The following is a 26109-nucleotide window of genomic DNA, read 5'->3' on the forward strand; positions in this document are numbered from 1 at the left end:
ACTTCGCTCGAAAACGCTCTAGAAGCGCAAGGTGGAGGATTATGGTTAACGGCGCCTTAACGCAGGTGTCGCCAGCAAAGCCGGAAAGCCCCGTCAGGCTTTCGCGCGATAAACATCGGCCGGATCGAAGAGCCTGTCGGCATCCACAAAAGTAAGACGGATTCCCGCGCCCTCGCCTTTCGTCACCGCCCGGTAGAAGCAAGAGCGCCGCCCGGTATGGCAGGCGGCGCCCTGCTGCTCGACCTTGATCCAGACAGCGTCCTGATCGCAGTCCGTTCGCATTTCCAGCACGCGCTGGACCTGACCCGAACTCTCGCCTTTCCGCCATAACGCCTTGCGTGATCGGCTGTAATACCAGGCATCGCCGGTCTCGACGGTCCGCCGCAGCGCCTCTTCGTTCATGTGCGCCACCATCAGAACGTCGCCGGTCCTGGCATCCGTCGCGACGCAGGTCACAAGCCCAGACGCATCAAAGCGGGGCTGGAACGCCAGCCCCTCCTCGGCCTCAGATGAAGATTTTGATCCAGACACAGGAAATCCCTGCGGAATAGAGCCCAGAGTTTTTCACCTCTTCATGGAAACGGTGAAAGACTCTATCTTTCTTTATGTTTGACGCGTTTTCTTCATGCGAACCCGGAACAGCAATGGTTCCACTCAAAACGCTGATGGGGCTTAACGCTGCTGCCCCCGTACCATGGACAGGAAGCGTGCCTGCTCCGCAGGGTCATCGCGGAACAAGCCGGTGAACCGGCTGGTGACGGTCATCGCGCCATGCTTGGCGACGCCGCGCACCGACATGCAGGTATGCTCAGCCTCGATCATCACGGCGACGCCACGCGGCTTGAGCACCTCGTCCACGGCCGCGGCGATCTGCGCGGTCATGTGCTCCTGGGTCTGGAGCCTTCGGGCGAAGATGTCGGTCAGGCGCGCCAGCTTGGACAGCCCGACCACCCGCTCCACAGGCGTATAGGCGATATGAGCCTTGCCATAAAACGGCATCATGTGGTGCTCGCACTGCGAGGTGAACTGGATGTCGCGGACCAGCACGAAATCATCATAGCCCGCGGTTTCACCGAAGGTCCGGTTCAACACTTCGGCCGGACACTGATGATAGCCTTGATAAATCTCGTCATACGATTCGATCACCCGGCGCGGGGTATCGAGCAGCCCCTCCCGGTCGGGATTTTCGCCGATATAGGCCAACAACGTTCTGACCGCGTCTTCCGCTTCATGCCGCGACGGGCGTTGCCGGTTCGGCTGAACCGCCGCCATGAACTCCGACGGATCCAGTTGGGCGGGAGAAAAGCCGGCAGGCTTGGCGTTACTGGATTTGATATCAGAAGCCTTGTTGATATCAGAAGGCTTGCCGCTGCGCAGCGGCTTGATCAAAGCGTCCATCTTCACTCCGTTCGACCGGCCCGACGTTAGACCGGAGGTGTCACCGGGCAGACGGGGCGGCCTTTCTCGCCACCGGACGCCTGAGTCCCTTGATATTAACATTGCAACGACCGAATTGAAGTTCAATCCGGGTGCGACGGAAAATCGCCGGATTGCGTTTCCGGTCGATAGATACATATATAGGCTTCGAGGTTCCCGTCGCCAAGAGCGTCGCTCCGCCTCTTTCAGCGATTCAATATCGAAACCTTATGCTGAACGACGTTTACAACACCCGCATCATCGAACTGGCCGGCAATATTCCGCGCCTGGGCCGTCTGCCCGCGCCGGACGCCAGCGCCACCGCCCATTCGAAGCTGTGCGGGTCCACGGTCAAAATCGACATCAAGATGGATGGCCCCGTGGTCACGGACTTCGCGCACGACGTGAAGGCCTGCGCGCTCGGCCAGGCGTCCTCCTCGATCATGGCGCGCCATGTGGTCGGCTCGACCGCCAGCGAACTTCGCGAGTTGCGCGAAATCGTCCGCAGGATGCTGAAGGAAAACGGCGCGCCCCCCAAAGGAAAATGGGCGGAGATCGCGCTGCTCGAACCGGTGCGCGACTACAAGGCGCGCCACGCATCCACCCTGCTGACGTTCGACGCGGTCGTCGATGCCATTGGTCAGATCGAGGCCAAATCGGCCGCGCTGACCACCGCGCAAAGCTGAATCCAGCGTCGCCAAAGCGTTTTCGAGCGAAGTGGATACCGGTTCGCGTGAAGAAAACGCGACAAACAGAATAATAGAGCCTGCTTCTGATTCTATCAGAAGCAGGCTCTATTGCCGGGCGGGGATGGCGGTTACCGCCGCGGCTCCGGAGGGCTCCGCTTCAGCCGTCTTGGTCGGTTGTCCCGTCATCGTCACGACAGCGGGCGCATTCGTGGCGCCAGGAAAGCGATCCTGTACCGGCTTGGTGACGAGATCGGCGACGGACGCCTCGGCGGCCTCCCCATCCGGCAACACATCCGCGATGCTGTCCGTCGTCACCAGATTGGTGGAACGCAATTCCGATGGCGACAATTCATAGAGAGCCTCCCAGGGAGGAATGTTGAGCGCCAGATACAGCAGATCACCCGACCCGCCCATCTCGAAGGTGTACTTGGCGAGCCGACCGATGTCGCGCTCCACGGTCGTCAAATCCTCGGCGGTGTAGCTCGCGGCCCTGGCGTTGTCCGCGCGATCCCCCATCCAGATCTGATGGACACGAACATGCGCACGCTCAGGCACGTAGCGGGTTTTTCCAGACAGCAACACGAACACGCACATGGACTCGCAATAGGCTTCGGGCAGCACGGCTGCGCGATCGCCTGCCACGGTCGTGACCACGGCGCTGGTTCCGACCGTGGTGCGCAGGCCGAGTTCCCGCCATCGCCGCCCGAGCGCGATGGCGTCGTTGACCGAGCCGCCACCCGAGTCCAGTACGACCGTCGCCCCGGCAAGATCACGCCCGGCGGCGAAGTCGTTAAAGGTTTTAAGGGTCTCGCCCGTGACGAGGCCGACGGCGGTGATCCAGTTCCCGCAACGCGGCTCACAAGCGATCCAGGAGAATCGCATTGGCTGCTTGCGTGCTTCGAGATTTGCTTTGGTTGAGTCGTGTTTATCCAACCCGGCTGCGGAGCCTGAAAAGGCGAGACCCAAAGCTGCTGCGCACAAAAGCGCCCGTCCATAGAAGCCAGATGATTGCGCGAACCTCACTTCGGTTCCTTCCCGCAGCCGATGTTTCTAGAACTCCAACACGATGACCTGTCACCAGAACATCATGAAATTAGCCGCGAGACGTGTCAGCGTCCATGACAACCTTTGCCATGATCCGCAAAACCATGCGATATTTCCACGACTTGTGGCGCAATTGCAGCCTGACCTGGTTCCGGGAGAGGAACCTCGCGCGGAACGCGCCTATCGCGAAAATAAAAAGCCCCGCAGTCATGAGACCGACATTTCAAGGTTCCAGGTTATGCCCAGCTTGTGCGCGTACCGCTCTGCGGCTGCCGCGTAATGCGGGGCGGATGTTGATCTGGATCTATCGTCACACATTGTCGCCGCTGGTGGGGTTCAACTGCCGGCACCTGCCGACATGCTCAGCCTATGGCGACGAAGCCATCGCGCGTTTCGGGCTTTGGGGCGGCGGCTGGATGACGCTGGCGCGGATTCTGCGCTGCCATCCCTGGGGAACGTCCGGCATCGATAATGTTCCCGTGGCGAAACCGTCCAGCGCGACGTGGTACCGGCCCTGGCGTTACGGCCGCTGGCGCGGCGTGAATGCGAAGTAGGAATTTCTGAAGCCTCGCTTCGGATTTCAATCAGAGGTGAAACCCCGGATTGTTGTCTGACACGCTTCTTCACGCGAACCGGTTTCCGCTTTGCGCTGGCGCGGCCCTTCGGGTCGGGATCATGCTCCAGAGCCTGTTTCAACTGCGTTGAATTAGACGCGTCGCCTAGCTTTTTATTCGAGCATGATCCTGTCCGAAAACCGGTTTCCGCTTTTCGGGATCATGCTTTAACGCGCGAGAACCTCGATTTCGCCGTCAACGCCGTTGGAGACCTCGAAGCCACGTTCGAACACCTTGCCTTCGTTCTTGGCGATGACGCGATATTCCCCCTCCGCCAACACCACGCGGGGAAAGGCTCCGATCGACTCCTTGATGACGTCGCCCCCGGGCGTCAGGACTGACCACGCCGTATTCGCCAGCGCCTCCCCGCCCTTGTCGCTGACGAGCTTCAGGGTAATGACCGCGGCGCGATGGGAAATCGTCACGTCGGTCAGCTTCCCTGCTTGCACACGGATATCCGATCGTACGACCGAGTTCGCGTCGCCATAGTTGGAAACAATGTAGTAGGTGCCTTCCGGCAGAAGCATGACGTCGCCCCCGGCGGCATTGGGCAGGAGCGGCGCACGCTCGGTGCCCTCGAACTGACTGCCTTTGTAGATACTGAAGGAAATCTGGTTGGGCGGGATCATCGATGCGCCGACTCGCCCCTCGATTTTCAATCCGCCCGCCGGCAGCACGAACGACTCTCGGTCGGCGTCGGACCTGAGCGTCACGGGCCGCGCGGCGCTGACCAGCCCCAGCGAAACGTGCACCACATAGTCGCCCGGGGGGAGCGTGATGCTGGGCGTCGCTTCACGGTCTTCACGCACCAGCTTGAAGGCCCCGGTCTCGTCGGGTCGGTCGGTATAAACGCGCCAGATCAGCCCGCTGTTGATGGGCGGCAGGTCCTTGCCGTAGCGCGCGGTCAATGACAGCACCGCCTGCGCGGGAGATGCGACCCGGGGCGAGGAAGTCAGCGGAACGGCGGCGACCGGCGCCTGGGTCAATGGCGCAGGCAGATTTGGCATGGACGCCGGACCTGAGGACGGCGCGAGGCTGATCGCGGCTCCCGGCGGCGGCGCTTCCGGAACGGATTCCGGCGGGACCGGCGGCGGACGTTCGCTGAACAATTGCGCCGAGGATACGTGAGGATACGTCGCGAGGAGTGTGGCAACCGACACGAGCAAGGGCCACGAGCGCCAGCCTGAACGATACCGATGATTTCCCCCGAAGATCATGGTGCCGGTTCTTCCCGGAAAACACGGCAAATTCAAGCCTCTGGACCCGTTCAGAATTGCATCCTGCTGTGGAAGGCTTAAAAACCGGCCCGTCGGGTTGAAACACCGCTGTCCGGTGATAATTTCCGCCCAGGCGAAGCAGCATCCGGCACGTCATCCTGACTTGATCCTGTCTTGCGCTCACCCTGTCCGCCGGAAGCGCGGTAACCGATATCGGTAATCGGAGAATCCTGTCGTGCCGGAGGATATGAAAGGTCGCGACCAGAACGGGTCGAACGGCCAGAAAGTAGGATTGGATAGCGTCAGGCGGCCCGTGATCGGACTGGCCCTCGGCGGCGGAGCCGCGCGCGGCTTCGCTCATATCGGCATTCTCCGTTCCCTGATCGCGCACGGCATCCAGCCCGATGTCGTGGTGGGCACGTCGATCGGAGCAGTCGTCGGGGGCGCCTATGCCGCGGGCCGTCTCGATACCATGGAGGAGTGGGCACGCAGCCTGCAACCTCGGAGTCTCTTCAGTTACCTGGACATCCGGTTGAATGGCTCCGGGTTGATCGGCGGCGCCAAGCTCACCGCCCGGCTCGAAAATGCGCTCGGTGACATCCAGATCGAAGAACTGCCGCTCAAGTTCGCAAGCGTCGCGACGGAAGTGCGCACCGGCCATGAAATCTGGCTTACGCACGGGCGGCTGGTCGATGCCATGCGTGCGTCCTATGCACTTCCCGGCATCTTTGCGCCGATGCTGGTTGGCGATCGCTGGCTGGTCGATGGCGCGCTCGTCAATCCGGTGCCCGTCTCCACGGCCCGCGCGCTGGGCGCCGAGGTCGTGATTGCAGCCAACCTCTCCAACGACGTGTTCGGTCGCAGCACCACGATATTTTCCCACGGCACGCAGAACGGCGTGCAGGAGGAGGTCGTTGAGCCCCCGCCGAGCAGACTAGGCTTCAGCAGGTTCTTTTCGCTCGAGCGAACGGTCAAGCGCGAATTCTTCGGCGGCGGCAATCGCCCGGGCGTCGTGTCGGTCATGACCGACGCGTTCAACATCATGCAGGATCGAATCACGCGGGCGCGGCTCGCCGGCGACCCGCCGGACCTTTTGATCTCGCCGCGAGTCGGCCAGATCGGCTGGTTCGACTTCCACCGCGCCAACGATCTGATCGCGCACGGTACACGCGCTGCGGACCGGGCGATCGAAGCAATTATGGAAGCGATCGAAGTTCTCGCGCCGGGGTCGGTGCCGGACACTATTCGCGCGGCCAATCCTGAAGATGGAACCGAGCCTTGATAGGAAACGTGCTCAGGCCATTTTGATGTAGTCGCGTAGCGCCTCCTGCTCGGCTTCGTAGTGCTGAAGTCGCAGTTTCACGACGTCCCCGATCGAGACCAGGCCTACCAACTTGCCCTCCTCCACCACCGGCAGATGCCTGAACCTTTCCGCCGTCATGACTTCCATGAGGTGAGCAACCGTATCCGACAGACGGCAGCTAACGACCTTGCGGGTCATGGCGGCGCTGACCGGTTGGTCGAGCGCCGCCGCGCCGCGCTCGTCAAGCGCGCGGACCACATCCCGCTCGGACAGAATGCCCTCAATGCGCGTACCGCTCACGACGATAACGGACCCGATCTGCCGCTCAGATAAAATCTTGAGCGCCGCCGAAAGCTTCACGTCGGGGTCGACGCTTGCGACTTGAGAACCCTTGGCGCTGAGAATAGCACGTACTGTCATGGTCGGCCTCCCTGAGGGACGTCGCTTCCCTTTTCGGGGATCGCGCGGGATCACTTTGCGCGATCCTTGCCGTTTAGCATTCAGGCGACGGCTAAACGTCCATCTTGTCTAAACGTCCAACCCGAGTGAAACGCACCGACAGGGGCATCGTTTCCATCACGAGAACGGATTCAAACTCGCCTGACCAAATGGATGATGAATGAAATCAGCCTGCATCGCAAGCCGTCGTCAGACATGATCCGCGCCGGAAGACGCATCGTCGGCGTCGCGCGCCGGACGAGGCACCGGATCGAACAATGAAAACAATAGAAGGCCTGCCATAAAGCCGCCCATGTGAGCCTGCCACGCGACACTGCCAGGCTCGGAGCCGATCGCGATCGATCCCATGCCAAAGATGATGTTGATACCGAACCAGACTGCGAGGAACGCGAGGACGCGGGGATTTTGCAATGCGCGCGTCAACGACAGCGCCGGCACCTGCGCGGCGGCGTCGGCATCGCCGCGGCCGAAGGATAGAAAACTTCCCTGCGCGAAGGCGAACCGGATCGACGCGGCCATCGCGCCCGACACCGATCCTGACGCACCGATCATCGGTGCGATACTATGCTCGTGGGTTACGAGATGCGCGACCGCGCCGGCGACGGCGGCTACCGCCATGAAAAGAAAAAACCTGAAGCCGCCGAAACGGCGCGCCAGCGCGCTGCCGAAGGGCAGCAACCACAGAATATTGAAACCGATGTGGCTGAGATTGGCGTGCAGCAGCGAATAGGTCACGAAGGTCCAGACCTTGGCGCCACTTCCTCCTGGAAACGCCGTCGCCAGGAGACTCGGATCGTACCGCTTCGGGATGAAGCCGAACGCCTCGATGATCCAGTATTCCAGATCGGGCGGAACAGACGACCACATGACATGAATGGCCGCCAGAAGGCCGATATAGGCGGTCAACGGCCCCGGCAGGGTCAGGATCGGTTCACGCGGAGATTCCGGCGGACGTTCTGACGATGGATCTGGGCGAGAGTCCAAGGGCGGCGACCTGACGGCTCAAGGGGGCGATAGGCTGCAATAAGCTGCATAAGGGGATTGTGCAAACAAGGTTCGATCCGGCTGATGAAACCCATCAAAAGGTGGTCCAGACGGCCCCTTCCCGATCGCAGGTCGCCCGACATTCCCGACAACGCAACCTTTCAAACCAATGTCAAAACAGTCGCGCGAGAAGAACAGAAAGCGAGTATGTTACTCGCTCTCGCGATTGCGTAACACCCACCATTTCAGCCCTTTGTAGAAAAGCACCATGGCGGTCAGCAAGGCCGCTCCCTTCAGGAACCAGGCCAGCATCTCGTTAAGACTTCGAGCGCTGTGGTCTCGTTCCCTTTCCGCGGGGACCTCTTCCTTTTCCGCTGAGACCTCGTTCACCTGAGTGTCAGCAGGGGCCTCCGCCTTTTCCGCCGAGGTCTCGCTCACCTGAGTGTCCGCCGAAACCTCTGCCTTTTCCGCTGAGACCTCGCTCACCTGAATGGTGAAACCATCGCGAGCATGGCCAGCCACGTTCTTGATAAGGAGAGCCAGCCGGAACTGGTTGTCTTCGACGGCCGCGCCGCCACCTCGGAGTTCATCAGACCGGGCCGGAATACAGGTCGATTGAAGGCCGACCACAACACCAAAAGCGGCCACCCAAAACCGCGCGACTCTTCCCGCCTGTCTCATTCAGCGTTTGCCTCTGCCATCATCGAGTACGGGATAGTCGGCGAACGGCGCTCTATCCGGTCTCATGCCACCACGATCTCGACCGGCGGTCGCGCGGATCAGGCGGACTAATACCCCAATCCGGCTCTTGCTGTCGATGTCGGCGACAGCCGATGCAGCCGGGCCGCGGCGGGCTTTTCCCAACCCGCTTCCCTCCACAGGCTCATGCGCCACGCCTCAACGCCGCATTTCGCAGGCAGCCATCAAATGTCGTGAGATGAGTAAGTTACCGAAGTCTTAAGAGACATGATGAATTTAACGTTAACGGCACAATTAGGGAGCGCATGACGCGGAAGCCGCCCTCCCGGCATGGACGCTGCAACACCACTCCTGCACAACAGAAAGCGACCGAGGTCGCCTTGAAGCAGGACAGATTTGTCCGGTTCAAGCCCCGGTCAGGACGGTTGCATCATGAAACATCCATCGAACCGGGCATTCTTCGCGTACTGGGATGAGAAACGGGATGGCGAGCGTGCCCCGGACCGGCGCGTGATCGAACCGAACGCGGTTCGCCAACTGCTCGGGGACATCTTCGTACTGTCCTACGATCCGAAGCGCGGCTATCCGTTCCGTGTCGCCGGAACCCGGGTCTGCGCCCTGCTCGATCGCGATCTCAAGGGCGAGAACTTTTCAGCCCTGTTTGCGGCCGCAAGCCGAGATGACATCACCGATATGCTCGGTATCGTATCCGAAGAACTGCTGGTCTCGGTGGCCGGTCTAACCGCTACCGAGCGCAACGGATCGCTCGCACATTTCGAGTTGCTGCTGTTACCCTTCAGCCATCGCGCACATACGCCCATCAGCCTGACCGGTTTGCTGGCGCCGATGCAGCATAGCCGGCAGCCGGTGACGGACTTCACCCTCACTTCATGGCGCTATCTGAATCATCCGCCGCAACGCTTCGTCCCGCGCGCCCTGAAAAAGCTCGCGATCGCGCGCGGTTTCATGGTCTACGAAGGATTGCGCTAAAGCTTTAGTCTTTTGATGAAATAATATCATCAAAGCATTGGTAAAGAATATTTTTTCGAGATTTCAAATCGGGCATTCAACTTGAAACGCGACTGAACCCAACCCCGACTGTTTGGTCAGGTTTTGGCTGCATCTCCTTGAGAAAATGTGACTCTCAAGGATGAATGTAATCCAAACGGCGGGTCCCGGCTTTGGAGCGCGGCGCGCCTCCGCCGGGATGGACAAATCAGCCTGATCCGTAAAAACTCCGCGGTAACCGACCATCCCCTAATATTGCCGCGTGTCATACAGCCCTACCATTCTGATTCTCGATTCCGGCCTCGGCGGCCTCACCGTGCTGCGGGAGGTCGTCAACGCCCTTCCCGCCGCACGATATATCTACGTCGCCGACGATGCCTTCTTTCCCTATGGCCGCCTCAGCGAGGAAGACATCATCGCGCGCGTGGTGCCCCTGGTCGGAGAGTTGATCGGCGCCCATGCCCCCGACATCGTGGTGATCGCCTGCAACACGATGTCCGTCTCGGTGCTGGGGCCGTTGCGCGCCGCCTATCCGGTGCCGTTCGTGGGTACGGTTCCAGCGATCAAGCCGGCTTGCGCCGCATCGAAAACCAAGCGCGTCTCGGTGCTCGGCACCCGGGCGACCGTACAACGCGAATACACTCAGGCGCTGATCCGGAATCACGCACAAGCCTGCACCGTGACGCTTGTCGGCGCCGCGCGGCTGGCCTCCCTGGCGGAGGACGCTCTGAGCGGCAAGCCCGTCAGCGACGCCGACATCCTGAGCGAGATCACGCCATGTTTCGTTCCGGCTGGCGACGGTGGCAGCCTGCGCACCGATGCCATCGTGCTCGCCTGCACGCACTACCCGCTGCTGCTCGACCGGATGCTCAGGCTCGCGCCATGGCCGGTGTCATGGATCGATCCCGCGCCGGCGATCGCCCGCCGTGTCGTCGATCTGCTGGGGCCGCTCGAGCCGAATACCGCCGGCGATCATGAACGTCCGCCCGAGATGATTTTCACCTCCGGCCGCGCGCGCACGCTGACGGACGCACTGGCGCCGTTCTTCGGCGGCCGCGTGCCGGCATGAACCATTGCATCCTGAGATATAAGGCCGCCCGACACGCGATTTCCGCGGCCGGATTCCCCTGCTTTCGTTTGACAGGACCATGGTTTGTCCCTAAGAAAACGCCTGCACGCGGGCCGGTTTCGGCCCGCGTTGCGTTTCGCGACCCGTGGTCCCGCCTGTGAAGCTTATGGGCCGGACCTGTCGGCGGCGGATTTGTCATGATCCCGAAGAGCGGCCTTCCGGTTTTCACCATGTCCAGATCCTCAGCACAGGAGGGCGCGTCTCCTCGATCCACAGGCTTAAACTTTGACAAGAGGACGCGATGACTAAGCGCAACGAGGCGAAGTACAAAATCGATCGCCGCATGGGGCAAAACATCTGGGGCCGCCCTAAGAGTCCCGTCAACAAACGCGAATACGGCCCGGGCCAGCACGGTCAGCGCCGCAAGGGCAAGCTCTCCGATTTCGGCACCCAGCTTCGCGCCAAGCAGAAGCTCAAGGGTTATTACGGCAACATTTCCGAACGGCAATTCTACGCGATTTACGTCGAAGCGACCCGCATGAAGGGCGATTCGGGTGAGAACCTGATCGGCCTGCTTGAGCGCCGTCTCGACACCGTGGTTTATCGCGCGAAGTTCGTGCCGACCATCTTCGCCGCGCGCCAGTTCATCAATCACGGCCATGTCAAGGTGAACGGCCGCCGGGTCAACATTCCGAGCTACAAGCTAAAGGTTGGTGATACCGTCGAAGTGAAGGATGCATCGAAGCAGCTCGCGCTGGTGCTGGAAGCCAACCAGCTCGCCGAACGCGATGTGCCTGATTTCATCGACGCCGACCACAACAAGCAAAGCGCGAAATTCATTCGCATCCCGCAGCTTGCGGACGTTCCTTTCGCGGTGCAGATGGAGCCTCATCTGATCGTCGAATTCTATTCGCGCTGATCCGCGCACCATCCCGGTTCAAGAAAAAGCCCCGGAACGACCGGGGCTTTTTTTTGCGACGTGGAGCGTCTGCACTGCAGCGGTTCTCCGGGCAAGCATGCCCTGAAGCTGACCAGAGAATGGGATACCATTCGCGCAAAGAAAACGCGTTAAATCAAAATCATAGAGCCAGATTCTGATGTTGGAAGCATAGAGTCTGGTTCAACGGCGTTGAATCACTCACGCCCTGTCTTTTGATTGAGCATGATCTTATCCGAAAAACCGGTTTCCACTTTTCGGAATCATGCTCTAATCGTTCTCAGGCTTGCTCTTGGTGACCTCGCCGCTCTTCGGGTCGACCTCAAGATCGTAACGGACACCCTTGAGATCAGCCTCCAATTCCCAATGGCCGTCGTCCGCCTCGACCTTGCTGAAGTTGGTGTATCCCTGCGCGGTCAGCTTCTCAATGACCTGATCCGCAGGCATCCAGTCGGTCCCCGGCTGGTCGGCATAGGCAAGACCGGCCACCGCCACGGTCGCCGCCATCGCCAAGGCAACATATCGTATCCTCATCGGACGATCTCCCTGCAACGCAAATGGCCCGCACAAGAACGGCCACTTGTCGTCAGGGTTCCTCATGCCGCGAATTCAACGTCTCGCGTCACGCCTCATGAGCAAGAAGCGATGACCGCGCCATCATGGCCGATCAGAACCTTCCGCCGCGCTAGGATCGCATCGATGTCCCGCGCCGCGCTGTCCGCAACAATAACACCGCGTCGCGGACCGGCGGCGCGTCCGGACTGTCGTCAGGCCGACGCCGGGGTGTTGAAGGCGATGCCCTTGTCGGAGAGCAGCTTCTGAAGCTCGCCGGCCTGGAACATCTCGCGAACGATGTCGCAGCCGCCGATGAATTCACCCTTGACGTACAGTTGCGGAATGGTCGGCCAGCTCGAATAGGTCTTGATGCCGTCGCGCAGTTCGGGAGATTCAAGAACGTTCAGGCCCTTGTAGCCGACGCCGACGTGGTCGAGAATCTGAATCACCTGCCCCGAAAAACCGCATTGGGGAAACTGCGGCGTGCCCTTCATGAACAGCACGACGTCGTTCGACTTCAGTTCGTTCTCGATGGTTTCCTTAATGCTCATCGTCAGATCCTTTTGGCCGCGAGTTTATGGAGCCGCGAGCGGCCCTGTCCAGTTTGGCATGTATATAGCCCGAAATCGTTGTGCAACAAAGTAAATTGCCTGGGCTGTCCTATGCGTTGCCGTCGTGGCTTCCTGAAATGGAATGACGGTGCTGCAACTGGCCTTCAACCAAACGGACTATTCCACGGAACCCATTCTCCGGAGCAACGTTCCTCTCCAAACTGGAGAGTTCTGTGGCGAATCCTGCATCTGCCGCCGGGGCGGCTCCCGGTGTCTCGCCTGCCGCTTCGAGGGGGCTGGCCGATGACGTCGTGGAGGCATTTCTAACGGTCCGGAACGAGACCGAGCGGCGCGCGAAGCCGCTGACGCCGGAAGATCAGATGGTGCAGTCAATGCCGGACGCCAGTCCGGCGAAATGGCACCGCGCTCACACCACCTGGTTCTGGGAACAGTTCCTGCTGGCGCCGCACAGTCCCGGCTATGTCCAGTTCCATCCTGATTACGCCTTCCTGTTCAACTCGTATTACGTGAGCGCCGGCCCGCGTCACGCGCGCGCTCAGAGGGGGCTCCTGACCCGTCCCGGCGCGGAAGAGATCACCGCCTATCGCCGGCACGTCGACGCCGCGGTCGTCCGATTCCTCAAGGAAGCGGATGACGACGCGCTGGCCGGACTGACGCCGCTGATCGAAGCCGGCCTCAATCACGAACAGCAGCATCAGGAACTGATGCTGACGGACATCCTGCACGCCTTCGCACAAAATCCGGTTGCCCCCGCCTATGACACGTCGTGGCCGTTTCCCAGGCCGCACGCAGGCGGCGGATGGATCACGCTGAATCAGGGCATCCACACCATAGGACATCAGGGCGACAGCTTCCATTTCGACAATGAGAAGCCGGCCCATCGCGTTCTGGTCGGCCCGGTCAAACTCGCGCGCGGTCTCGTCACCAATGCGGATTGGCTCGCTTTCATGGACGACGGCGGTTATCGCGACGCCAGGTTATGGTTGATGGACGGCTTCTCCGCCGCGGCCAGCGAAGCGTGGGAAGCTCCGGCCTACTGGCGAAAGACGGACGATGGCTGGCAGGTCATGACGCTGGGCGGCTTGCGGCCGCTCGATCCGAACGCTCCCGTCTGTCATGTCAGCTATTACGAAGCCGATGCTTTCGCGCGCTGGAGCGGCAAGCATCTGCCGACCGAGATGGAATGGGAAGTCGCGGCGAGGGCCGGACATCTCGACAACGCGTTCGGCGTGGCCTGGCAATGGACGCGAAGCGCCTACGCGCCCTATCCGGGATATCGCGCAAGTCGCGATACGCTCGGAGAATACAACGGCAAGTTCATGGTCAACCAGATTGTTCTGCGCGGCTCGTCGCTGGCGACACCGGAGCGGCACAGTCGCGTCAGCTACCGAAACTTCTTTTACCCGCATCAGCGCTGGCAATTCACCGGTCTGCGCCTCGCCGACTACGGCGTCTGATCGCCGTCAACTCACACGCGTCGCGACGCAGGGGGCACTATGATGAATCCGGATGCGGCCACTTTTTCCGGTACGCCACGATCCAACGAAACAGGATCCAACGAAAGCAGACGAACATTTGCGCGTGATGCGATCGCGGGATTGACTCACCATCCGAAACAACTCCCGCCAAAGTATTTCTATGACGCCGCGGGCTCCGAGCTGTTTGAACAGATCACCCGGCTTCCCGAATATTATCCGACCCGCACCGAACTGGGCATTCTGCGCGACCGGTCGGCTGAAATCGCTTCGATCATTCCTCAACATGCGGCGCTGGTGGAATTCGGCGCCGGCGCTCCCACCAAAGCGCGGCTATTGCTGGCCGCATGTGAATTCGCCGCCTATGTGCCGGTGGACATTTCGGGTGACTTTCTCAACGCGCAGGCCCGCGGCTTGCGAAAAGACTTTCCGCATCTCGAAATCCATCCGGTGACGGCCGACTTTACCGCGCCCTTCCGTCTACCCGATCAGGTCGCGACCATGCCGAAGGTCGGATTCTTCCCCGGATCGACACTGGGCAATTTCGAGCCTCACGAAGCCAACCGCTTCCTGCGTGGCGCGCGCGATATCCTGGGTGAAGGCGCATACATGCTGATCGGCATCGATCTCGAAAAGAACGAACGGAGGATGTACGAGGCCTATAACGATGCTGCCGGCGTCACCGCACGCTTCAACCTGAACATGCTGGCTCGCGTCAATCGCGAACTCGGCGGTAACTTCGATCTGGCCGCGTTCGCCCATCGCGCGATTTACAACCGGGAGCGTCACCGGATCGAGATGCATCTCGTCAGCAAAAAGCCGCAGACGGCCCGCTTGCACGGCCACAGCTTTGCCTTCCGCGCCGGCGAAAGCATCCACACTGAAAGCAGCTACAAGTACAGCATCGAGCGATTCAACGCCCTGGCGAGAGGGTCTGGCTGGATGCCTGTGGCCGCGTGGACCGACCCGGAGGGGATGTTTTCGGTTCACGCGCTGGTGTGCTGACGACGGCTACTCCGGCACGCCGGTCTGCAAGGCCAAAGCGTGGAGGACGCCGCCCATCTGACCCTTCAGCGACTGGTAGACGAGCTGATGCTGCTGCACCCGCGATTTGCCGCGGAACGACTCCGAGATCACGGTCGCCGAGTAGTGGTTGCCGTCACCCGCGAGATCCTGGATTGTCACCTGGGCGTCCGGAATCGCTTCCTTGATCATCGACTCGATATCCCGCGCTTCCATCGCCATCTCAAAGTGTCTCCCAAATCCGCCGCGTTCCCAATAAAGCACCGGAATCCCCGCAAACGGCCGCCGAGCTTAACGCGGCCGCGCGGTCCAGTCACGCCGTGGTGGGCCTTATATTTGCACGAACCGGTTCAACCGCAAGACGGCCGCGGCAAGCCGCCCCGCGCCTGCGTGTTCGCCGCAACCGCGTGCGCCATACGTCATCTCCCGGCACATCACGGCTTTCCGGCCATGTAGTCCGGCAGCCAGCTTTCAAAGCCGCGCCGCAAGACCTTGAGGTCGACAGCGCGCTCGCCTGCGATAGCGATCTCATGGCCACCCGTGAGCCCGATCTGAATGCATGGCACGTTCACCGCCTTGAGCTTGGTAAAAACGCTCAACAGATCCCGTTCGTGAACGGTCACGATATAGCGCGCCTGATCCTCGCCGAACCACCACGCGTACGGCACGATCGCCGCCGGGGCGGCATCGAGTACCGCGCCGATGCCATCAGCCATCGCCATTTCTGCCAGCGCGACAAGAAGCCCCCCGTCGGAAACGTCATGAACAGCCGTCGCGGTGCCGGCGTGGATCATGCCGCGCACCACATCGCCATTGCGCCTTTCCGCGGCGAGATCGACCGGCGGCGGCGCTCCCTCCTCGCGCCTACAAATGTCGCGCAGGTAGACCGACTGGCCAAGCCATCCCTGGGTGTCGCCGATCAGCAGGATCGGATGCCCTTCCGCCTTGAAGGCAAGCGAGGCCGACTTCGTGAAGTCATCAAGCAGGCCGACGCCACCGATCGAGGGCGTCGGCAGAATGCCGCGGCCGTTGGTCTCGTTGTAGAGCGAGACGTTGCCGGACACGACCGGGAAGTCCAGCGCGGTGCAGGCCGCCGCGATTCCTTTCAGGCAGCCGACGAACTGGCCCATATTCTCAGGCCGTTCCGGATTGCCGAAGTTCAGGTTGTCGGTGATCGCCAGCGGACGCCCACCGACCGCCGTGATGTTGCGCCAGGCTTCGGCCACCGCCTGTTTGCCGCCCTCAAACGGATCGGCCTCGCAATAGCGCGGCGTCACATCGACCGTAAGCGCGAGCCCCTTCGGTCCGTCCTCGACACGCACCACCGCCGCATCGCCGCCGGGACGCTGCACGGTGTTGCCGCCGATGACATGGTCGTACTGCTCCCATACCCAGCGTTTCGAGCACAGTTCGGGCATCGCGAGCAGCTTCTCCAGCGCGTCGGCTGTCGTCAGGGACGGCGCAACCTCGCGCGCCTGAATGACGGGTAACTGCGGCGACGGCACATGCGGCCGGTCATACAAGGGCGCTTCCGATTCAAGCTCCTTGATCGGCAGGTCGGCCATCACATCGCCGCCGTGCCGGACCACGAAGCGCCTGCTCGGCGTGGTGGAGCCGACAATCGCGAAATCGAGCCCCCACTTCCTGAAGATCGCCTCCGCTTCCTTTTCCTTCTCGGGCTTGAGCACCATGAGCATCCGCTCCTGGCTTTCCGAAAGCATCATCTCGTAGGCGCTCATGCCGGTTTCGCGCGTCGGCACGCTGTCGAGATCGAGATCGACGCCGAGATCGCCCTTGGCGCCCATTTCCACGGCCGAGCACGTCAGCCCCGCCGCGCCCATGTCCTGGATGGCGACGACGCAGCCTTTCGCCATGATTTCGAGGCAGGCTTCCAGCAGAAGCTTTTCGGCGAAGGGATCGCCGACCTGAACGGTCGGGCGCTTCTCCTCACTGTCGTCATCGAACTCGGCCGACGCCATGGTCGCGCCGTGGATGCCGTCGCGGCCGGTCTTGGAGCCGAGATAGACGATCGGCATGTTCACGCCGGACGCCGCCGCATAGAAAATCTTGTCGGCATCGGCGAGACCCACCGCCATGGCGTTGACGAGGATGTTGCCGTCATAGCGGGTGTGAAAGCGCACCTGCCCGCCCACGGTCGGCACCCCGAACGAGTTACCGTAGCCACCGACGCCCGCGACGACGCCCGATACCAGATGCCGCGTTTTCGGATGCGACGGATCACCGAAGCTCAGCGCGTTAAGGCAGGCAATCGGGCGCGCGCCCATGGTGAAGACATCGCGCAGGATGCCGCCGACGCCGGTGGTCGCACCCTGATAGGGCTCGATGTAGCTCGGATGGTTGTGGCTCTCCATCTTGAACACCACCGCCTGCCCGTCGCCGATGTCGATGACGCCGGCATTCTCGCCGGGGCCCTGGATCACCCAAGGCGCCTTCGTCGGCAGCCCGCGCAGATGGATGCGCGAGGACTTGTACGAGCAGTGCTCGTTCCACATCGCCGAGAAGATACCGAGTTCGGTGAATGTCGGCGTCCGGCCAAGCAGCTTCAGGATGCGCTCATACTCGTCCGGCTTGAGGCCGTGCGAGGCGACGAGTTCAGGCGTGATTGGAGGTTCGTTGCGGCTCATGGGTACTGACTCGATCTACCTCATTAGGGCGATGGGACGTGCAGAAAAACGCCTTATACTGGTCGATTCCGCGCTTCCTCATGGTTATCCGCCGCCGCGCTTTTGCGTGGTGTACTGTCGCACTGTAAGCGCCGCCTATTTTGATTCTCTGGTACGATCAAGCCGATCAGGAAGACGGCGTGACTCATCAGCAAAGAAGGCTTTTATAGCCGGGACTAATTCGGCACGTTCACTTAAAAGCGCCAATCCTTGCCGGGTGGTCTTGGGAGAAAAAAGCTGCCCTTCATATTTGCGACCAGCTTCCAGCCCCCAATACTTTGGTGAGCGGAGGCAAACTACTATACGCTCTCCTCGCTTAGCTTGCGGGATAAGAAAATTTTGCGTCCACTCAAACGCCACTTTGCACGATGGCAACTTTGTCAACAGCGACCAATCTTTGAACGATTGAGAATGATACGCGCAAAGCTGAACGACAGCGAGGTTTTTGCGAATAAACTCCGTTTCAAGTCCAAAATACTTCGTGCGCAAGAACCACCAAGATTTCTCTTTCCGGCCCTCCTGATCACGCAAATATTCATAGCCTTGTCTCTGTCGCCAAAAAAAATCTTGCTCAGTCGGATCTGATGCAGCGACAATATCTCGTTGTGTAAGCCCAGGATTCAAATACAGAAGAACAATCTTTGCCGTTTTGAGTGGTCCGTAATAGGGAACTGGCAGACAAGACAAACAAAGACGATGCTTATTGCTGTCAAAAAATGGTCTGTCTTCCGGATGAACTAAGGTTCTCGGATCAACATCTTTCCAATATTCAAAGATGTCGATCATACTGGGTTACTCACGCCGCCCGCTCCAGATGCGCCACCAGCCCCGCGAACAGGCCGCGGCCGTCGGTGCAGCCCATGGTGTCTTCGACGTGATTTTCCGGATGCGGCATCATGCCGAGCACGTTGCCGCGCTCATTGATAATGCCGGCGATCGACTGCGCCGCGCCGTTGATATTGTGCGTATCGTCGATCTCGCCGGACGCCGAGCAATAACGATAGAGCACGCGGCCGTCGCCTTCGAGACGGCGGACGGTGTCCTCGTCGGCGGCATAGTTGCCCTCACCATGGGCGACGGGCACGCGGATCACCTGCCCCGCATTGTAGCCGCGCGTGAACGGCGTGTCCGAGCGTTCGACCCGCAGGTGAACGTCGTGGCAGATGAACCTCAATCGCGCGTTGCGCATGAGGATTCCGGGCAGCAACCCGGACTCGCAGAGAATCTGAAAGCCGTTGCAGACGCCGAGCACAAGACCACCGTCAGACGCGAAAGCGCGCACCGCGTCCATGACCGGCGAACGCGCGGCGATGGCGCCACAGCGTAAGTAATCGCCGTAGGAAAAGCCGCCCGGCGCCACGACGAGATCGGTGCCTTCGGGCAGAGAAGTCTCCGCGTGCCACACCATCGCGGGCTCGCGCCCGGACACGAGCCGCAACGCGCGCGCCATGTCGCGCTCGCGATTGATGCCGGGGAAAACGAGAACTGCGGATTTCATCTGCCAGATCCGGAAATGTGACACCCTCTGACAAAACCGGCCTCCGTCATGCCCGCACTTGTCGCGGACATCCACGTCTTGACTGCGGCTTGGCAAGACAGCCGTGGATGGGCGGGATAAACCCGGCCATGACGAGAGTAGAGCCCCTGCCTGCCTGGCATCGCCTAGCCCAGAACCTCGACGCGATAGTTCTCGATCACGGTATTCGCCAGCAGCCTGTCGGCGGCGGCCTTGAGCGCGGCTTCCGCCTTCGTCTTGTCGCCGTCGAGTTCGATATCGAACACCTTGCCCTGGCGCACGCTGGCGACGCCATCGATGCCAAGCGACTTCAACGCCCCCTCGATGGCCTTGCCCTGCGGATCGAGAACCCCGGTTTTCAACGTAACAGTGACGCGTGCTTTCACGGTCGCCTCAACCCTTCACCAGCACCGGACCGGCGCCGATCGGCCGCTCGTTCTCCATCAGAATACCGAGCCGCTTGGCGACTTCGGTGTAGGCTTCCAGCAGCCCCCCGAGATCGCGACGGAAAACATCCTTGTCGAGCTTCTCATTCGACTTGATGTCCCACAGCCGGCACGAGTCCGGCGATATTTCATCGGCGACGACGATTCGCATCATTTCATTCTCGAACAGCCGGCCGCATTCCATCTTGAAATCGACCAGCCGGATGCCGATACCGAGAAACAGCCCGGTCAGGAAGTCGTTGACGCGGATCGCCAGCGCCATGATGTCGTCGATTTCCTGCGGCGTCGCCCAGCCGAACGCCGTGACGTGCTCCTCCGACACCATGGGGTCGTTGAGCTGATCGTTCTTGTAGTAGAATTCGATGATGGAGCGCGGAAGCTGGGTGCCCTCCTCGATGCCGAGCCGCTGCGACAGCGACCCCGCCGCGACGTTGCGGATCACGACTTCCAGCGGCACGATCTCGACCTCGCGGATCAACTGCTCACGCATGTTGAGTCGGCGGATGAAATGCGTCGGCACCCCGATGTCATTGAGGTGCTGGAACAGGTACTCCGAAATCCGGTTGTTGAGGACGCCCTTGCCCTCGATCACCTGATGCTTCTTGGCGTTGAACGCGGTTGCGTCATCCTTGAAGTGTTGAATCAGGGTGCCCGGCTCCGGTCCTTCGTAAAGCACCTTGGCCTTGCCTTCGTAAATGCGACGCCGACGGCTCATTGGAATGTACCGTGTGTTGTTGAAATCCATGAAGTTGGTGTGCTCCGAGCGCTTGATGTGACCGTGGCGGAGCTGCCGCGAAGGCCAGGAATCCCAGACCAATCCCGGTCAAGAACGGGAAACAGAACAAGAACCCAACCTGTTCGCAGGGTAGCCGATTGAGTCTCCGAGCACAATCAATGCCGACCGTCCGGCGCGAAGTTTTACCCGCCTCACCCTGCGACCTTGCGCCCGTTGTTCCCGGATCGGCCCTTCCTTATTTAGGAATGTGATCTAGGATATTAAGCCCGCCGCGCCAGCGGACGGAATAAAAGCTTCGGCAACAATGGAACCGGACCCAAGCCATGAGCACATCATTCGACAAGCGTGAAGAAGGTTTTGAGAAGAAGTTCGCGCTCGACGAGGAGCAGAAATTCAAGGCTGAGGCCCGCCGCAACAAGCTGCTCGGATTATGGGTCGCGGAGAAGCTCGGAATTACCGGCGACGCCGCCAATGCCTATGCGAAGGAGGTCATCGCCGCCGACTTCGAGGAAGCCGGTGACGCCGACGTGGTTCGCAAGGTGATGGGCGACCTTTCCGCCAAGGGCGTCGCGCTCACCGAGCAGCAGGTCCGCGCGCAAATGGATGCGCTGTTTGCGGAGGCCATCGCCCAGGTAAAGGCGGGGGCGTAAGGCTTCCCTCCGCGTTATTTTCGCGACCGCAACTATCCGCGCCCGGCTTTGCGCCGGGCGGGCATGAAAAACCGGAACTCAGGAACGCGACGCGGGTCATTCAGGGGCGATCTGCCGCGCAATCGCCCATGCTCTTCATGATAAACCACGCCGGGTCGAGCCACTCGAGCATGACCCCGACCCGAAGGGCCGCGTCAGCGCAAAGTGGGAACCGGTTTTCGGATCAGATCGTGCTCAAACAAAAAGATAAGCGAGGAGTCTGATTCAACGCAGTTGAAACCGATTCTGGATCACGATGGTTTTGGATCGAATCGATCCAAAACCATGAACGTGATCGTTTCCAATATTTTGAGACGCGGGATGCGGGCGGAAAACCGCACCACACTTTTCCCATCCCGCTCCAGCTCAGGCCTCTTCGAGGTGGCGCTCTCGATGCTGCTCGCTGGCGGCGGTATACTTGAACGGAAGGAACTTGCCGCACATGCCGATCTTGACGCGATCGCCCTTCGGGCTGGCGACGCGCGCAAGCTCCAGGTCGAAGTCGATCGCCGACATGATGCCATCGCCAAACTCTTCCTCGATCAGCACTTTCAGCGCGGGTCCGTTGATCATCACCAGTTCGTACAGGCGGTAGATCAAGGGATCGGTCGGCGGCATTGGAACGCCCGCGCCGCGCACAGGCACCTCGTTGAGCATCGCGATTTCCGTCTTGGAGAGGCCGAACAGCTTTCCGGCAACCGCCGCCTGCGACTTGGTCAGCTTCATATGGCCGAGCAATGCGCTGACGATCAAAATGTCGGAACAACCGCCGATCTCACCGGCGATGTATGACCAGCTCCATTCCTTCTCGCGCTTGATGTCGAGAATCTTTTCGGTGAGGTCGGATCGCTTCATCTTTGTCTCCCGTCTGAAAAGCTAGCCTTGGACCCCCCATCCATTGCAATGCCCGTGCCATGGCGGATTCGGCGTGGAATGCGGGCAACAAGGCCTTGATTGACGCTGGAAGCCACCGAGAAGCGAGCGATTGACCATAATTTGCGCAGCGGATGCCCCATAAGCGGGCACCCGCCATAACGCGCGCAGTGACCCATGAGGCGGGACGAAACTTAAAACCTCCGCGCTTGCTCGAACGACCCTGTAGGATTATATTCCGACGCATGATCCTGCCTCGCACGCCTCCCACCCTCACCCGTCTTCGCGTGAAACCAGACGAACCAACGGAGGGGCCGCCCGCGATCAATGCGGATTCCCGGCCACGCGGCTCGCGGCGGTTGCATGCGGATTCGACGGTAGCCCTCATCCGCCGTCTGATCGAAACGACCACCCTCTCGCAGCGCGCGATCGCAGCCAAAACCGGGATCAGCCAGGGCACCATTTCCTTCTGGGCCCGCAATTCAGGCTGGCAACGTCCAGCCTTTGCGCCGCGCGCGACGGACACCGTGCCAACTGCCCGCGCCGGACGACGCCTGAAGCTGCGCCTATTGGCCGAACGACTGCAGGCGCTCGCCGAGCGCATGGTGCGCGAGTTAGAGGAGACGCCGGGCGTCGATCTCGACAAGCTGATGCAGGCCCTCCAAGCCCTGAAAATGGCACGGCTCGAGGCGCAGGGACGCTGCGGTCGGCGTAAATTGCTGAGCCGAGCGGAGACCGGGCGCGACCGGCTTTCGCGCGACGAAGCGATCCGGGCCGCGCTGAAGGACATGCACCGCGGCGGCGTCGACATCGACCGCGCTCCGCAGGAGGCTTTGGATTTGGTGATCGATGCGAATTTGCCGGTGAAGAAGGATCATCCGGCGCTGCGGCAGAGGGGGAAGAGGAGGAGGTAGACGGTAAGTCACGCCTACAGCATGTGTGGAGAATCCCACTACCACGCCATTTCAGACCGTAAGAATCCGGTGAAAGAGGCTCCCATCCCCAACCAAATTTACCGCATTAAACATAGTATTTCCGAATGCGTGACCTCGTTCTTTGTAGGGTTGATAGCGCACTCCATCCTGAAAGATGCTGACTAATTCCAGCTCGCTGTGGTTCGTCATTTCGAGAAAGGCATCATATTGGTCTAGCAGCTTTGAAACGCAAGATTGAACGCTCATGTCTGCATGCATTCCAGCAATCTTCTCTAACCGCTGGGTTGGACTCAATTTGATCATCTCCACCGCATCTTCGCTTCGAACAGTTTTGTTGAGCCTAAATACATTTAAAAGAAATAAGAGAGCCGAGAAGCAGGTGAGAAGTCGGCTGTGCTTAAGTTTAAAGTTTTTTACTTTTCTCTTGGCTTTCTTTTCGACTGAGGTACTTGCAGTACGCACTTCGTAATTCACACAGAATGTCCGCCAAAGGCGGAGGATATCGTTTGCTAAAAAACCAGGTATGAATGAAGCTTCATGATCGGAAAAGTCTTGCCAGTACCGCGCAATAACATCGCGTGTAATGGATTCATAAACTGATCGTCCTAAGAGTGGGCTGCTTTCTAGCAATAGCAGCAAGCGTGCAGTAAAAGTGTTTGTAACGTCGTCCTCTGGATGTCCGAGTGTTTTCGTTAAGTCCGCAATAGAATAGTGAACTAAATATTTTCCGTCCCCGTCAAAGTCTGGAATTTTCAAATCACGAGTAGCACGGACGAGGTCCGCTCGCACCAAAACATCATCTAGGCGTTTAAGCGCGCTAGTCGGTTCCTCCTCCTTGTCGTCGTCCAGTCGGCCAACAATAAATAAGTCCAAATCGCTGTAAGGACTGGCGTCACCTCTTCCAAAAGATCCAGTCGTATACACACACGCTTTACCGCTGACCATTTCCTCTGCTGCTTCTAATTTTACCCTCAGATTGGCCAAACGCGACGCTGTTTCAGACCGACGTCTTTCCAACTCTCGCAAGAACTCCCTCCCATTCAAAAATATTCGCAAAAATTTCCGCCTGTGCTTTGGCGTCGTCCACGGCGTGGTGTGTATTTTGATGAGTAGAACGCAACAAAGGAGGCAGATGCGAACGGCCCGCTTCAGAGATTGGAAGGCCTGATTTGACCGCAAGCGCTGTTTTAATGTCGAAGCATCTAGAATATCCAAACGGCGAGCCACTCTCGCAGTATTGAATGAAATACCAATACAGCCACGACCAATCAAAGCTGAGCGGATACGCGACTAGCACCGGCGTCCTATCACCAGCTATTTCACGCACCCACCTTGACGCTTGCGACATAGCATCTGCTGGTGACATCCCCTCTACCAATAATCGTGACCTATCTAATCCATTGATCCGGAGAGCTTCTGTTTGAAACTCACCTGATATCGGCTTAAGCTCACGGTAAATAAAATTTTGGCTATCGGACGGTCTGGAAAAGCGACGACCGTCGTATGACCCGGCATACACGATTGCAAACGACAGCAGCGAGTACGGTCCCGGAATCGGCCCGTCTGTCTCCACGTCTGCTGAAAAATATGCGTCCACGTGTTTCTCCGGCGCTAGTTTAAGAGAACTTTGCTGCATTTGCCATACAGCCGTAAACACGTTCTTGGCCGACGATTCCGAATGCCTTAACTCGTCTGCTTCCACTTGCTGCCAGCCCATCTAAGCCGAGCAGATTTTAGCCCTGCTGGTGCATGCTGGAACAGGATTGCCGATAAACTCAGCGACGGATCGAGAAAAGCAGCGGAACTAAGGATATCTGACCTGAATTTACGCAACCAATGCCCGATTCAAGGGCGCTTCGGTTGATGTGGCAACCTAGGCCTTACCATCCGCCTCATCCCCCATCCTCCCCGCCAGATCATCCAACACAACCGCCAGATCGCTTTCCACCGTCGCCGCCTCGATCTCCACCACACGATAGCCGCGTTCGGCGAGCCATGCCGATCGCGCGGCGCGGTCGCGCGCGATAGTGTCGCTCTCGTCCGCGTTGACCAGTTCGATCGCAACGCGCTGCACGAATGACACGAAGTCCGGGATGTGCCGCCCGACCGGGGTCTGCCGCTTGAACTGACCGGCGAAGCGGCGGTCGCGCGTCAGCGCCTGCCAGAGGATGCGCTCGGCATCGGTGGGATTACGGCGCAGCAGCCGCGCGAGGCCACGCACGGTGCTGCTGCTGTCGGCGGACGCTCCTCCCGCCCCCTGCTCGGCCAGCAGCGCCCGCAGCCGCGTCGCCTGCGCGCCGTCGAGCACGCCGCCCTTGGCCGGTCCCTTGCGCCCTTCCGCGATCGCCATGACTACCCCATGAAGCGTGTGCATATCCTGCTTGGTCGGCTCCATGCGGGTGAAAATGTTGCGCAGGTTGACCAGCATGGTGTCGCGCTTTTCGGGAGGACGGAGAAATTCCACCTTGTCGAGCTCGCTGACGAGATTGTCGAAGAACGCCTGCATCTGGTGCTGGGAGGCGCGCTCGGAGCGTTCCGGCATCGCGAACGGCAATTCGCCTCGCGTCACCAGCTTGAACCACTCGTAACCCATCAGCAGCACGGCCTGCGCCAGGTTGAGTGAGGCGAAGCCCGGATTGACGGGATAGGTGATGATGCGATCCGCCATCGCCACCTCCTCGTTCAACAGGCCGGCGCGTTCGCGGCCGAACAGGATGCCGACGTGGCCGCCTGTCGCGATCTGCGCGGTCGCCTCGACCGCCGCAGCTTCCGGCGCCACCACGGGCTTGGCCTGATCGTGGGCGCGCGCGGTGGTCGCGAACAGCAGCGTGCAGTCGGCGACCGCCTCGGCCACGGTATCGAACAGCTCAACGCGGGAGAGGATGTGGTCGGCGCCCGCCGCCGCGCGCTGCGCCGCGATATTAGGCCAGCCGTCTCGCGGGTTGACGATGCGCAGCCGCGTCAGGGCGAAATTGCCCATGGCGCGCGCCGCCATGCCGATATTCTCGCCAAGCTGCGGCTCGACCAGAATCACGGTGGGGCCGACGACGTCGATTCCGGTTTTCGTCCTGTCGGTGCCGGACATCCTGCCTCGTTCTTTCAATTCAAGCTGAGATTCTGGTTCAATGGCGGCTTGCCGCGTCTTCGATCGCGCCTTTAGAGCGGT

29 protein-coding genes are annotated in these 26109 nt (G+C 60.3%); 10 read left to right on the top strand and 19 right to left on the bottom strand.

Annotated features, from left to right (window positions below; genetic code table 11):
• Positions 1–93 precede the first annotated feature (93 nt).
• A complete protein-coding gene (gene hisI, locus NWI01_RS07395; protein WP_141383247.1) occupies positions 94–531 on the bottom strand; it encodes a phosphoribosyl-AMP cyclohydrolase in 438 nt (145 codons plus the stop codon).
• A 141-nt stretch (positions 532–672) separates the two neighbouring features.
• The gene (folE, locus tag NWI01_RS07400) at positions 673–1398 is read right to left on the bottom strand and encodes a GTP cyclohydrolase I FolE (protein WP_141383248.1); all 726 of its coding nucleotides are present in this window, start codon (positions 1396–1398) and stop codon (positions 673–675) included.
• 248 nt (positions 1399–1646) lie between these two features.
• Between folE and NWI01_RS07405 the strand changes: the two genes are divergently transcribed.
• Positions 1647–2102: an iron-sulfur cluster assembly scaffold protein gene (locus NWI01_RS07405; protein WP_141383249.1), complete on the top strand. Its 456-nt coding sequence runs from the start codon at positions 1647–1649 to the stop codon at positions 2100–2102.
• A gap of 108 nt (positions 2103–2210) precedes the next feature.
• On the opposite strand, the gene NWI01_RS07410 is transcribed toward NWI01_RS07405, so the two are convergent.
• The gene (locus NWI01_RS07410; protein ID WP_141383250.1) at positions 2211–3128 is read right to left on the bottom strand and encodes a COG3904 family protein; all 918 of its coding nucleotides are present in this window, start codon (positions 3126–3128) and stop codon (positions 2211–2213) included.
• A 230-nt stretch (positions 3129–3358) separates the two neighbouring features.
• On the opposite strand from NWI01_RS07410, the gene yidD reads away from it, so the two are divergent.
• Positions 3359–3703 carry a membrane protein insertion efficiency factor YidD gene (gene yidD, locus NWI01_RS07415; RefSeq protein ID WP_141383251.1) on the top strand — a complete coding sequence of 115 codons (345 nt, stop codon included), beginning with the start codon at positions 3359–3361 and terminating at the stop codon, positions 3701–3703.
• Between the two features lie 227 nt (positions 3704–3930).
• On the opposite strand, the gene NWI01_RS07420 is transcribed toward yidD, so the two are convergent.
• On the bottom strand, positions 3931–4980 hold the full coding sequence (locus tag NWI01_RS07420) for a hypothetical protein (RefSeq protein WP_141383252.1): 1050 nt from the start codon (positions 4978–4980) through the stop codon (positions 3931–3933).
• A gap of 235 nt (positions 4981–5215) precedes the next feature.
• Between NWI01_RS07420 and NWI01_RS07425 the strand changes: the two genes are divergently transcribed.
• Complete coding sequence (locus NWI01_RS07425; RefSeq protein ID WP_141383253.1) at positions 5216–6262, top strand: patatin-like phospholipase family protein; 1047 nt, start codon at positions 5216–5218, stop codon at positions 6260–6262.
• 12 nt (positions 6263–6274) lie between these two features.
• On the opposite strand, the gene NWI01_RS07430 is transcribed toward NWI01_RS07425, so the two are convergent.
• The 3 genes from NWI01_RS07430 to NWI01_RS07440 form a co-directional block, all read right to left on the bottom strand.
• Positions 6275–6703: a CBS domain-containing protein gene (locus NWI01_RS07430; RefSeq protein ID WP_141383254.1), complete on the bottom strand. Its 429-nt coding sequence runs from the start codon at positions 6701–6703 to the stop codon at positions 6275–6277.
• A gap of 228 nt (positions 6704–6931) precedes the next feature.
• Entirely contained in the window at positions 6932–7726 is a 795-nt protein-coding gene (locus tag NWI01_RS07435; RefSeq protein ID WP_141383255.1) for a rhomboid family intramembrane serine protease, read from the bottom strand.
• Between the two features lie 210 nt (positions 7727–7936).
• Entirely contained in the window at positions 7937–8407 is a 471-nt protein-coding gene (locus tag NWI01_RS07440; RefSeq protein WP_141383256.1) for a hypothetical protein, read from the bottom strand.
• 450 nt (positions 8408–8857) lie between these two features.
• Between NWI01_RS07440 and NWI01_RS07445 the strand changes: the two genes are divergently transcribed.
• From NWI01_RS07445 to rpsD, 3 genes are all read left to right on the top strand, one after another.
• Positions 8858–9415 carry a PAS domain-containing protein gene (locus tag NWI01_RS07445; protein ID WP_141383257.1) on the top strand — a complete coding sequence of 186 codons (558 nt, stop codon included), beginning with the start codon at positions 8858–8860 and terminating at the stop codon, positions 9413–9415.
• Positions 9416–9695: 280 nt separating this feature from the next.
• Positions 9696–10502 carry a glutamate racemase gene (gene murI / locus NWI01_RS07450; RefSeq protein WP_141383258.1) on the top strand — a complete coding sequence of 269 codons (807 nt, stop codon included), beginning with the start codon at positions 9696–9698 and terminating at the stop codon, positions 10500–10502.
• 301 nt (positions 10503–10803) lie between these two features.
• Positions 10804–11421, top strand: coding sequence for a 30S ribosomal protein S4 (gene rpsD, locus NWI01_RS07455; protein WP_011314595.1), 618 nt, complete (start codon positions 10804–10806; stop codon positions 11419–11421).
• A 288-nt stretch (positions 11422–11709) separates the two neighbouring features.
• On the opposite strand, the gene NWI01_RS07460 is transcribed toward rpsD, so the two are convergent.
• Together NWI01_RS07460 and grxD are read right to left on the bottom strand one after the other, a co-directional pair.
• Positions 11710–11973 carry a PepSY domain-containing protein gene (locus NWI01_RS07460; protein WP_141383259.1) on the bottom strand — a complete coding sequence of 88 codons (264 nt, stop codon included), beginning with the start codon at positions 11971–11973 and terminating at the stop codon, positions 11710–11712.
• Between the two features lie 233 nt (positions 11974–12206).
• Positions 12207–12545 carry a Grx4 family monothiol glutaredoxin gene (gene grxD, locus NWI01_RS07465; protein ID WP_181410405.1) on the bottom strand — a complete coding sequence of 113 codons (339 nt, stop codon included), beginning with the start codon at positions 12543–12545 and terminating at the stop codon, positions 12207–12209.
• Positions 12546–12778: 233 nt separating this feature from the next.
• On the opposite strand from grxD, the gene egtB reads away from it, so the two are divergent.
• Together egtB and egtD are read left to right on the top strand one after the other, a co-directional pair.
• Positions 12779–14023 carry an ergothioneine biosynthesis protein EgtB gene (gene egtB, locus NWI01_RS07470; RefSeq protein WP_141383261.1) on the top strand — a complete coding sequence of 415 codons (1245 nt, stop codon included), beginning with the start codon at positions 12779–12781 and terminating at the stop codon, positions 14021–14023.
• A 42-nt stretch (positions 14024–14065) separates the two neighbouring features.
• Complete coding sequence (egtD, locus tag NWI01_RS07475; protein ID WP_375782172.1) at positions 14066–15046, top strand: L-histidine N(alpha)-methyltransferase; 981 nt, start codon at positions 14066–14068, stop codon at positions 15044–15046.
• Positions 15047–15052: 6 nt separating this feature from the next.
• Here egtD and NWI01_RS07480 read toward each other — a convergent pair whose 3' ends face one another.
• The 6 genes from NWI01_RS07480 to purC form a co-directional block, all read right to left on the bottom strand.
• Entirely contained in the window at positions 15053–15286 is a 234-nt protein-coding gene (locus tag NWI01_RS07480; RefSeq protein ID WP_009797187.1) for a BolA family protein, read from the bottom strand.
• Positions 15287–15498: 212 nt separating this feature from the next.
• The gene (gene purL, locus NWI01_RS07485; RefSeq protein ID WP_141383263.1) at positions 15499–17709 is read right to left on the bottom strand and encodes a phosphoribosylformylglycinamidine synthase subunit PurL; all 2211 of its coding nucleotides are present in this window, start codon (positions 17707–17709) and stop codon (positions 15499–15501) included.
• Between the two features lie 135 nt (positions 17710–17844).
• The gene (locus NWI01_RS07490) at positions 17845–18534 is read right to left on the bottom strand and encodes a hypothetical protein (protein WP_141383264.1); all 690 of its coding nucleotides are present in this window, start codon (positions 18532–18534) and stop codon (positions 17845–17847) included.
• Between the two features lie 10 nt (positions 18535–18544).
• A complete protein-coding gene (gene purQ, locus NWI01_RS07495; protein ID WP_141383265.1) occupies positions 18545–19246 on the bottom strand; it encodes a phosphoribosylformylglycinamidine synthase subunit PurQ in 702 nt (233 codons plus the stop codon).
• Positions 19247–19410: 164 nt separating this feature from the next.
• Positions 19411–19650, bottom strand: coding sequence for a phosphoribosylformylglycinamidine synthase subunit PurS (gene purS, locus NWI01_RS07500; protein ID WP_141383266.1), 240 nt, complete (start codon positions 19648–19650; stop codon positions 19411–19413).
• 7 nt (positions 19651–19657) lie between these two features.
• Positions 19658–20425 carry a phosphoribosylaminoimidazolesuccinocarboxamide synthase gene (gene purC, locus NWI01_RS07505; protein WP_181410406.1) on the bottom strand — a complete coding sequence of 256 codons (768 nt, stop codon included), beginning with the start codon at positions 20423–20425 and terminating at the stop codon, positions 19658–19660.
• A 344-nt stretch (positions 20426–20769) separates the two neighbouring features.
• Between purC and NWI01_RS07510 the strand changes: the two genes are divergently transcribed.
• Positions 20770–21096, top strand: a complete 327-nt coding sequence (locus NWI01_RS07510) for a DUF1476 domain-containing protein (protein ID WP_141383268.1) — start codon at positions 20770–20772, stop codon at positions 21094–21096.
• Positions 21097–21501: 405 nt separating this feature from the next.
• Here the strand turns inward: NWI01_RS07510 and cynS are convergent, their stop codons facing one another.
• On the bottom strand, positions 21502–21990 hold the full coding sequence (cynS, locus tag NWI01_RS07520; RefSeq protein WP_011314583.1) for a cyanase: 489 nt from the start codon (positions 21988–21990) through the stop codon (positions 21502–21504).
• A 263-nt stretch (positions 21991–22253) separates the two neighbouring features.
• On the opposite strand from cynS, the gene NWI01_RS07525 reads away from it, so the two are divergent.
• Positions 22254–22922 carry a hypothetical protein gene (locus tag NWI01_RS07525; protein ID WP_141383269.1) on the top strand — a complete coding sequence of 223 codons (669 nt, stop codon included), beginning with the start codon at positions 22254–22256 and terminating at the stop codon, positions 22920–22922.
• 51 nt (positions 22923–22973) lie between these two features.
• On the opposite strand, the gene NWI01_RS07530 is transcribed toward NWI01_RS07525, so the two are convergent.
• The 3 genes from NWI01_RS07530 to NWI01_RS07540 all read right to left on the bottom strand — a co-directional run bounded on the left by NWI01_RS07530 (position 22974) and on the right by NWI01_RS07540 (position 26028).
• Positions 22974–23969: a nucleotidyltransferase domain-containing protein gene (locus NWI01_RS07530; protein WP_181410407.1), complete on the bottom strand. Its 996-nt coding sequence runs from the start codon at positions 23967–23969 to the stop codon at positions 22974–22976.
• Complete coding sequence (locus NWI01_RS07535) at positions 23941–24645, bottom strand: exonuclease (protein WP_210242950.1); 705 nt, start codon at positions 24643–24645, stop codon at positions 23941–23943. The genes NWI01_RS07530 and NWI01_RS07535 overlap by 29 nt, the downstream gene beginning before the upstream one ends.
• Positions 24646–24816: 171 nt before the next feature.
• The gene (locus NWI01_RS07540; protein ID WP_141383271.1) at positions 24817–26028 is read right to left on the bottom strand and encodes a TrmJ/YjtD family RNA methyltransferase; all 1212 of its coding nucleotides are present in this window, start codon (positions 26026–26028) and stop codon (positions 24817–24819) included.
• Between the last annotated feature and the right edge of the window lie 81 nt (positions 26029–26109).

The sequence above is a fragment of the Nitrobacter winogradskyi genome, assembly GCF_006539545.1.
Taxonomy (GTDB): domain Bacteria; phylum Pseudomonadota; class Alphaproteobacteria; order Rhizobiales; family Xanthobacteraceae; genus Nitrobacter; species Nitrobacter winogradskyi_A.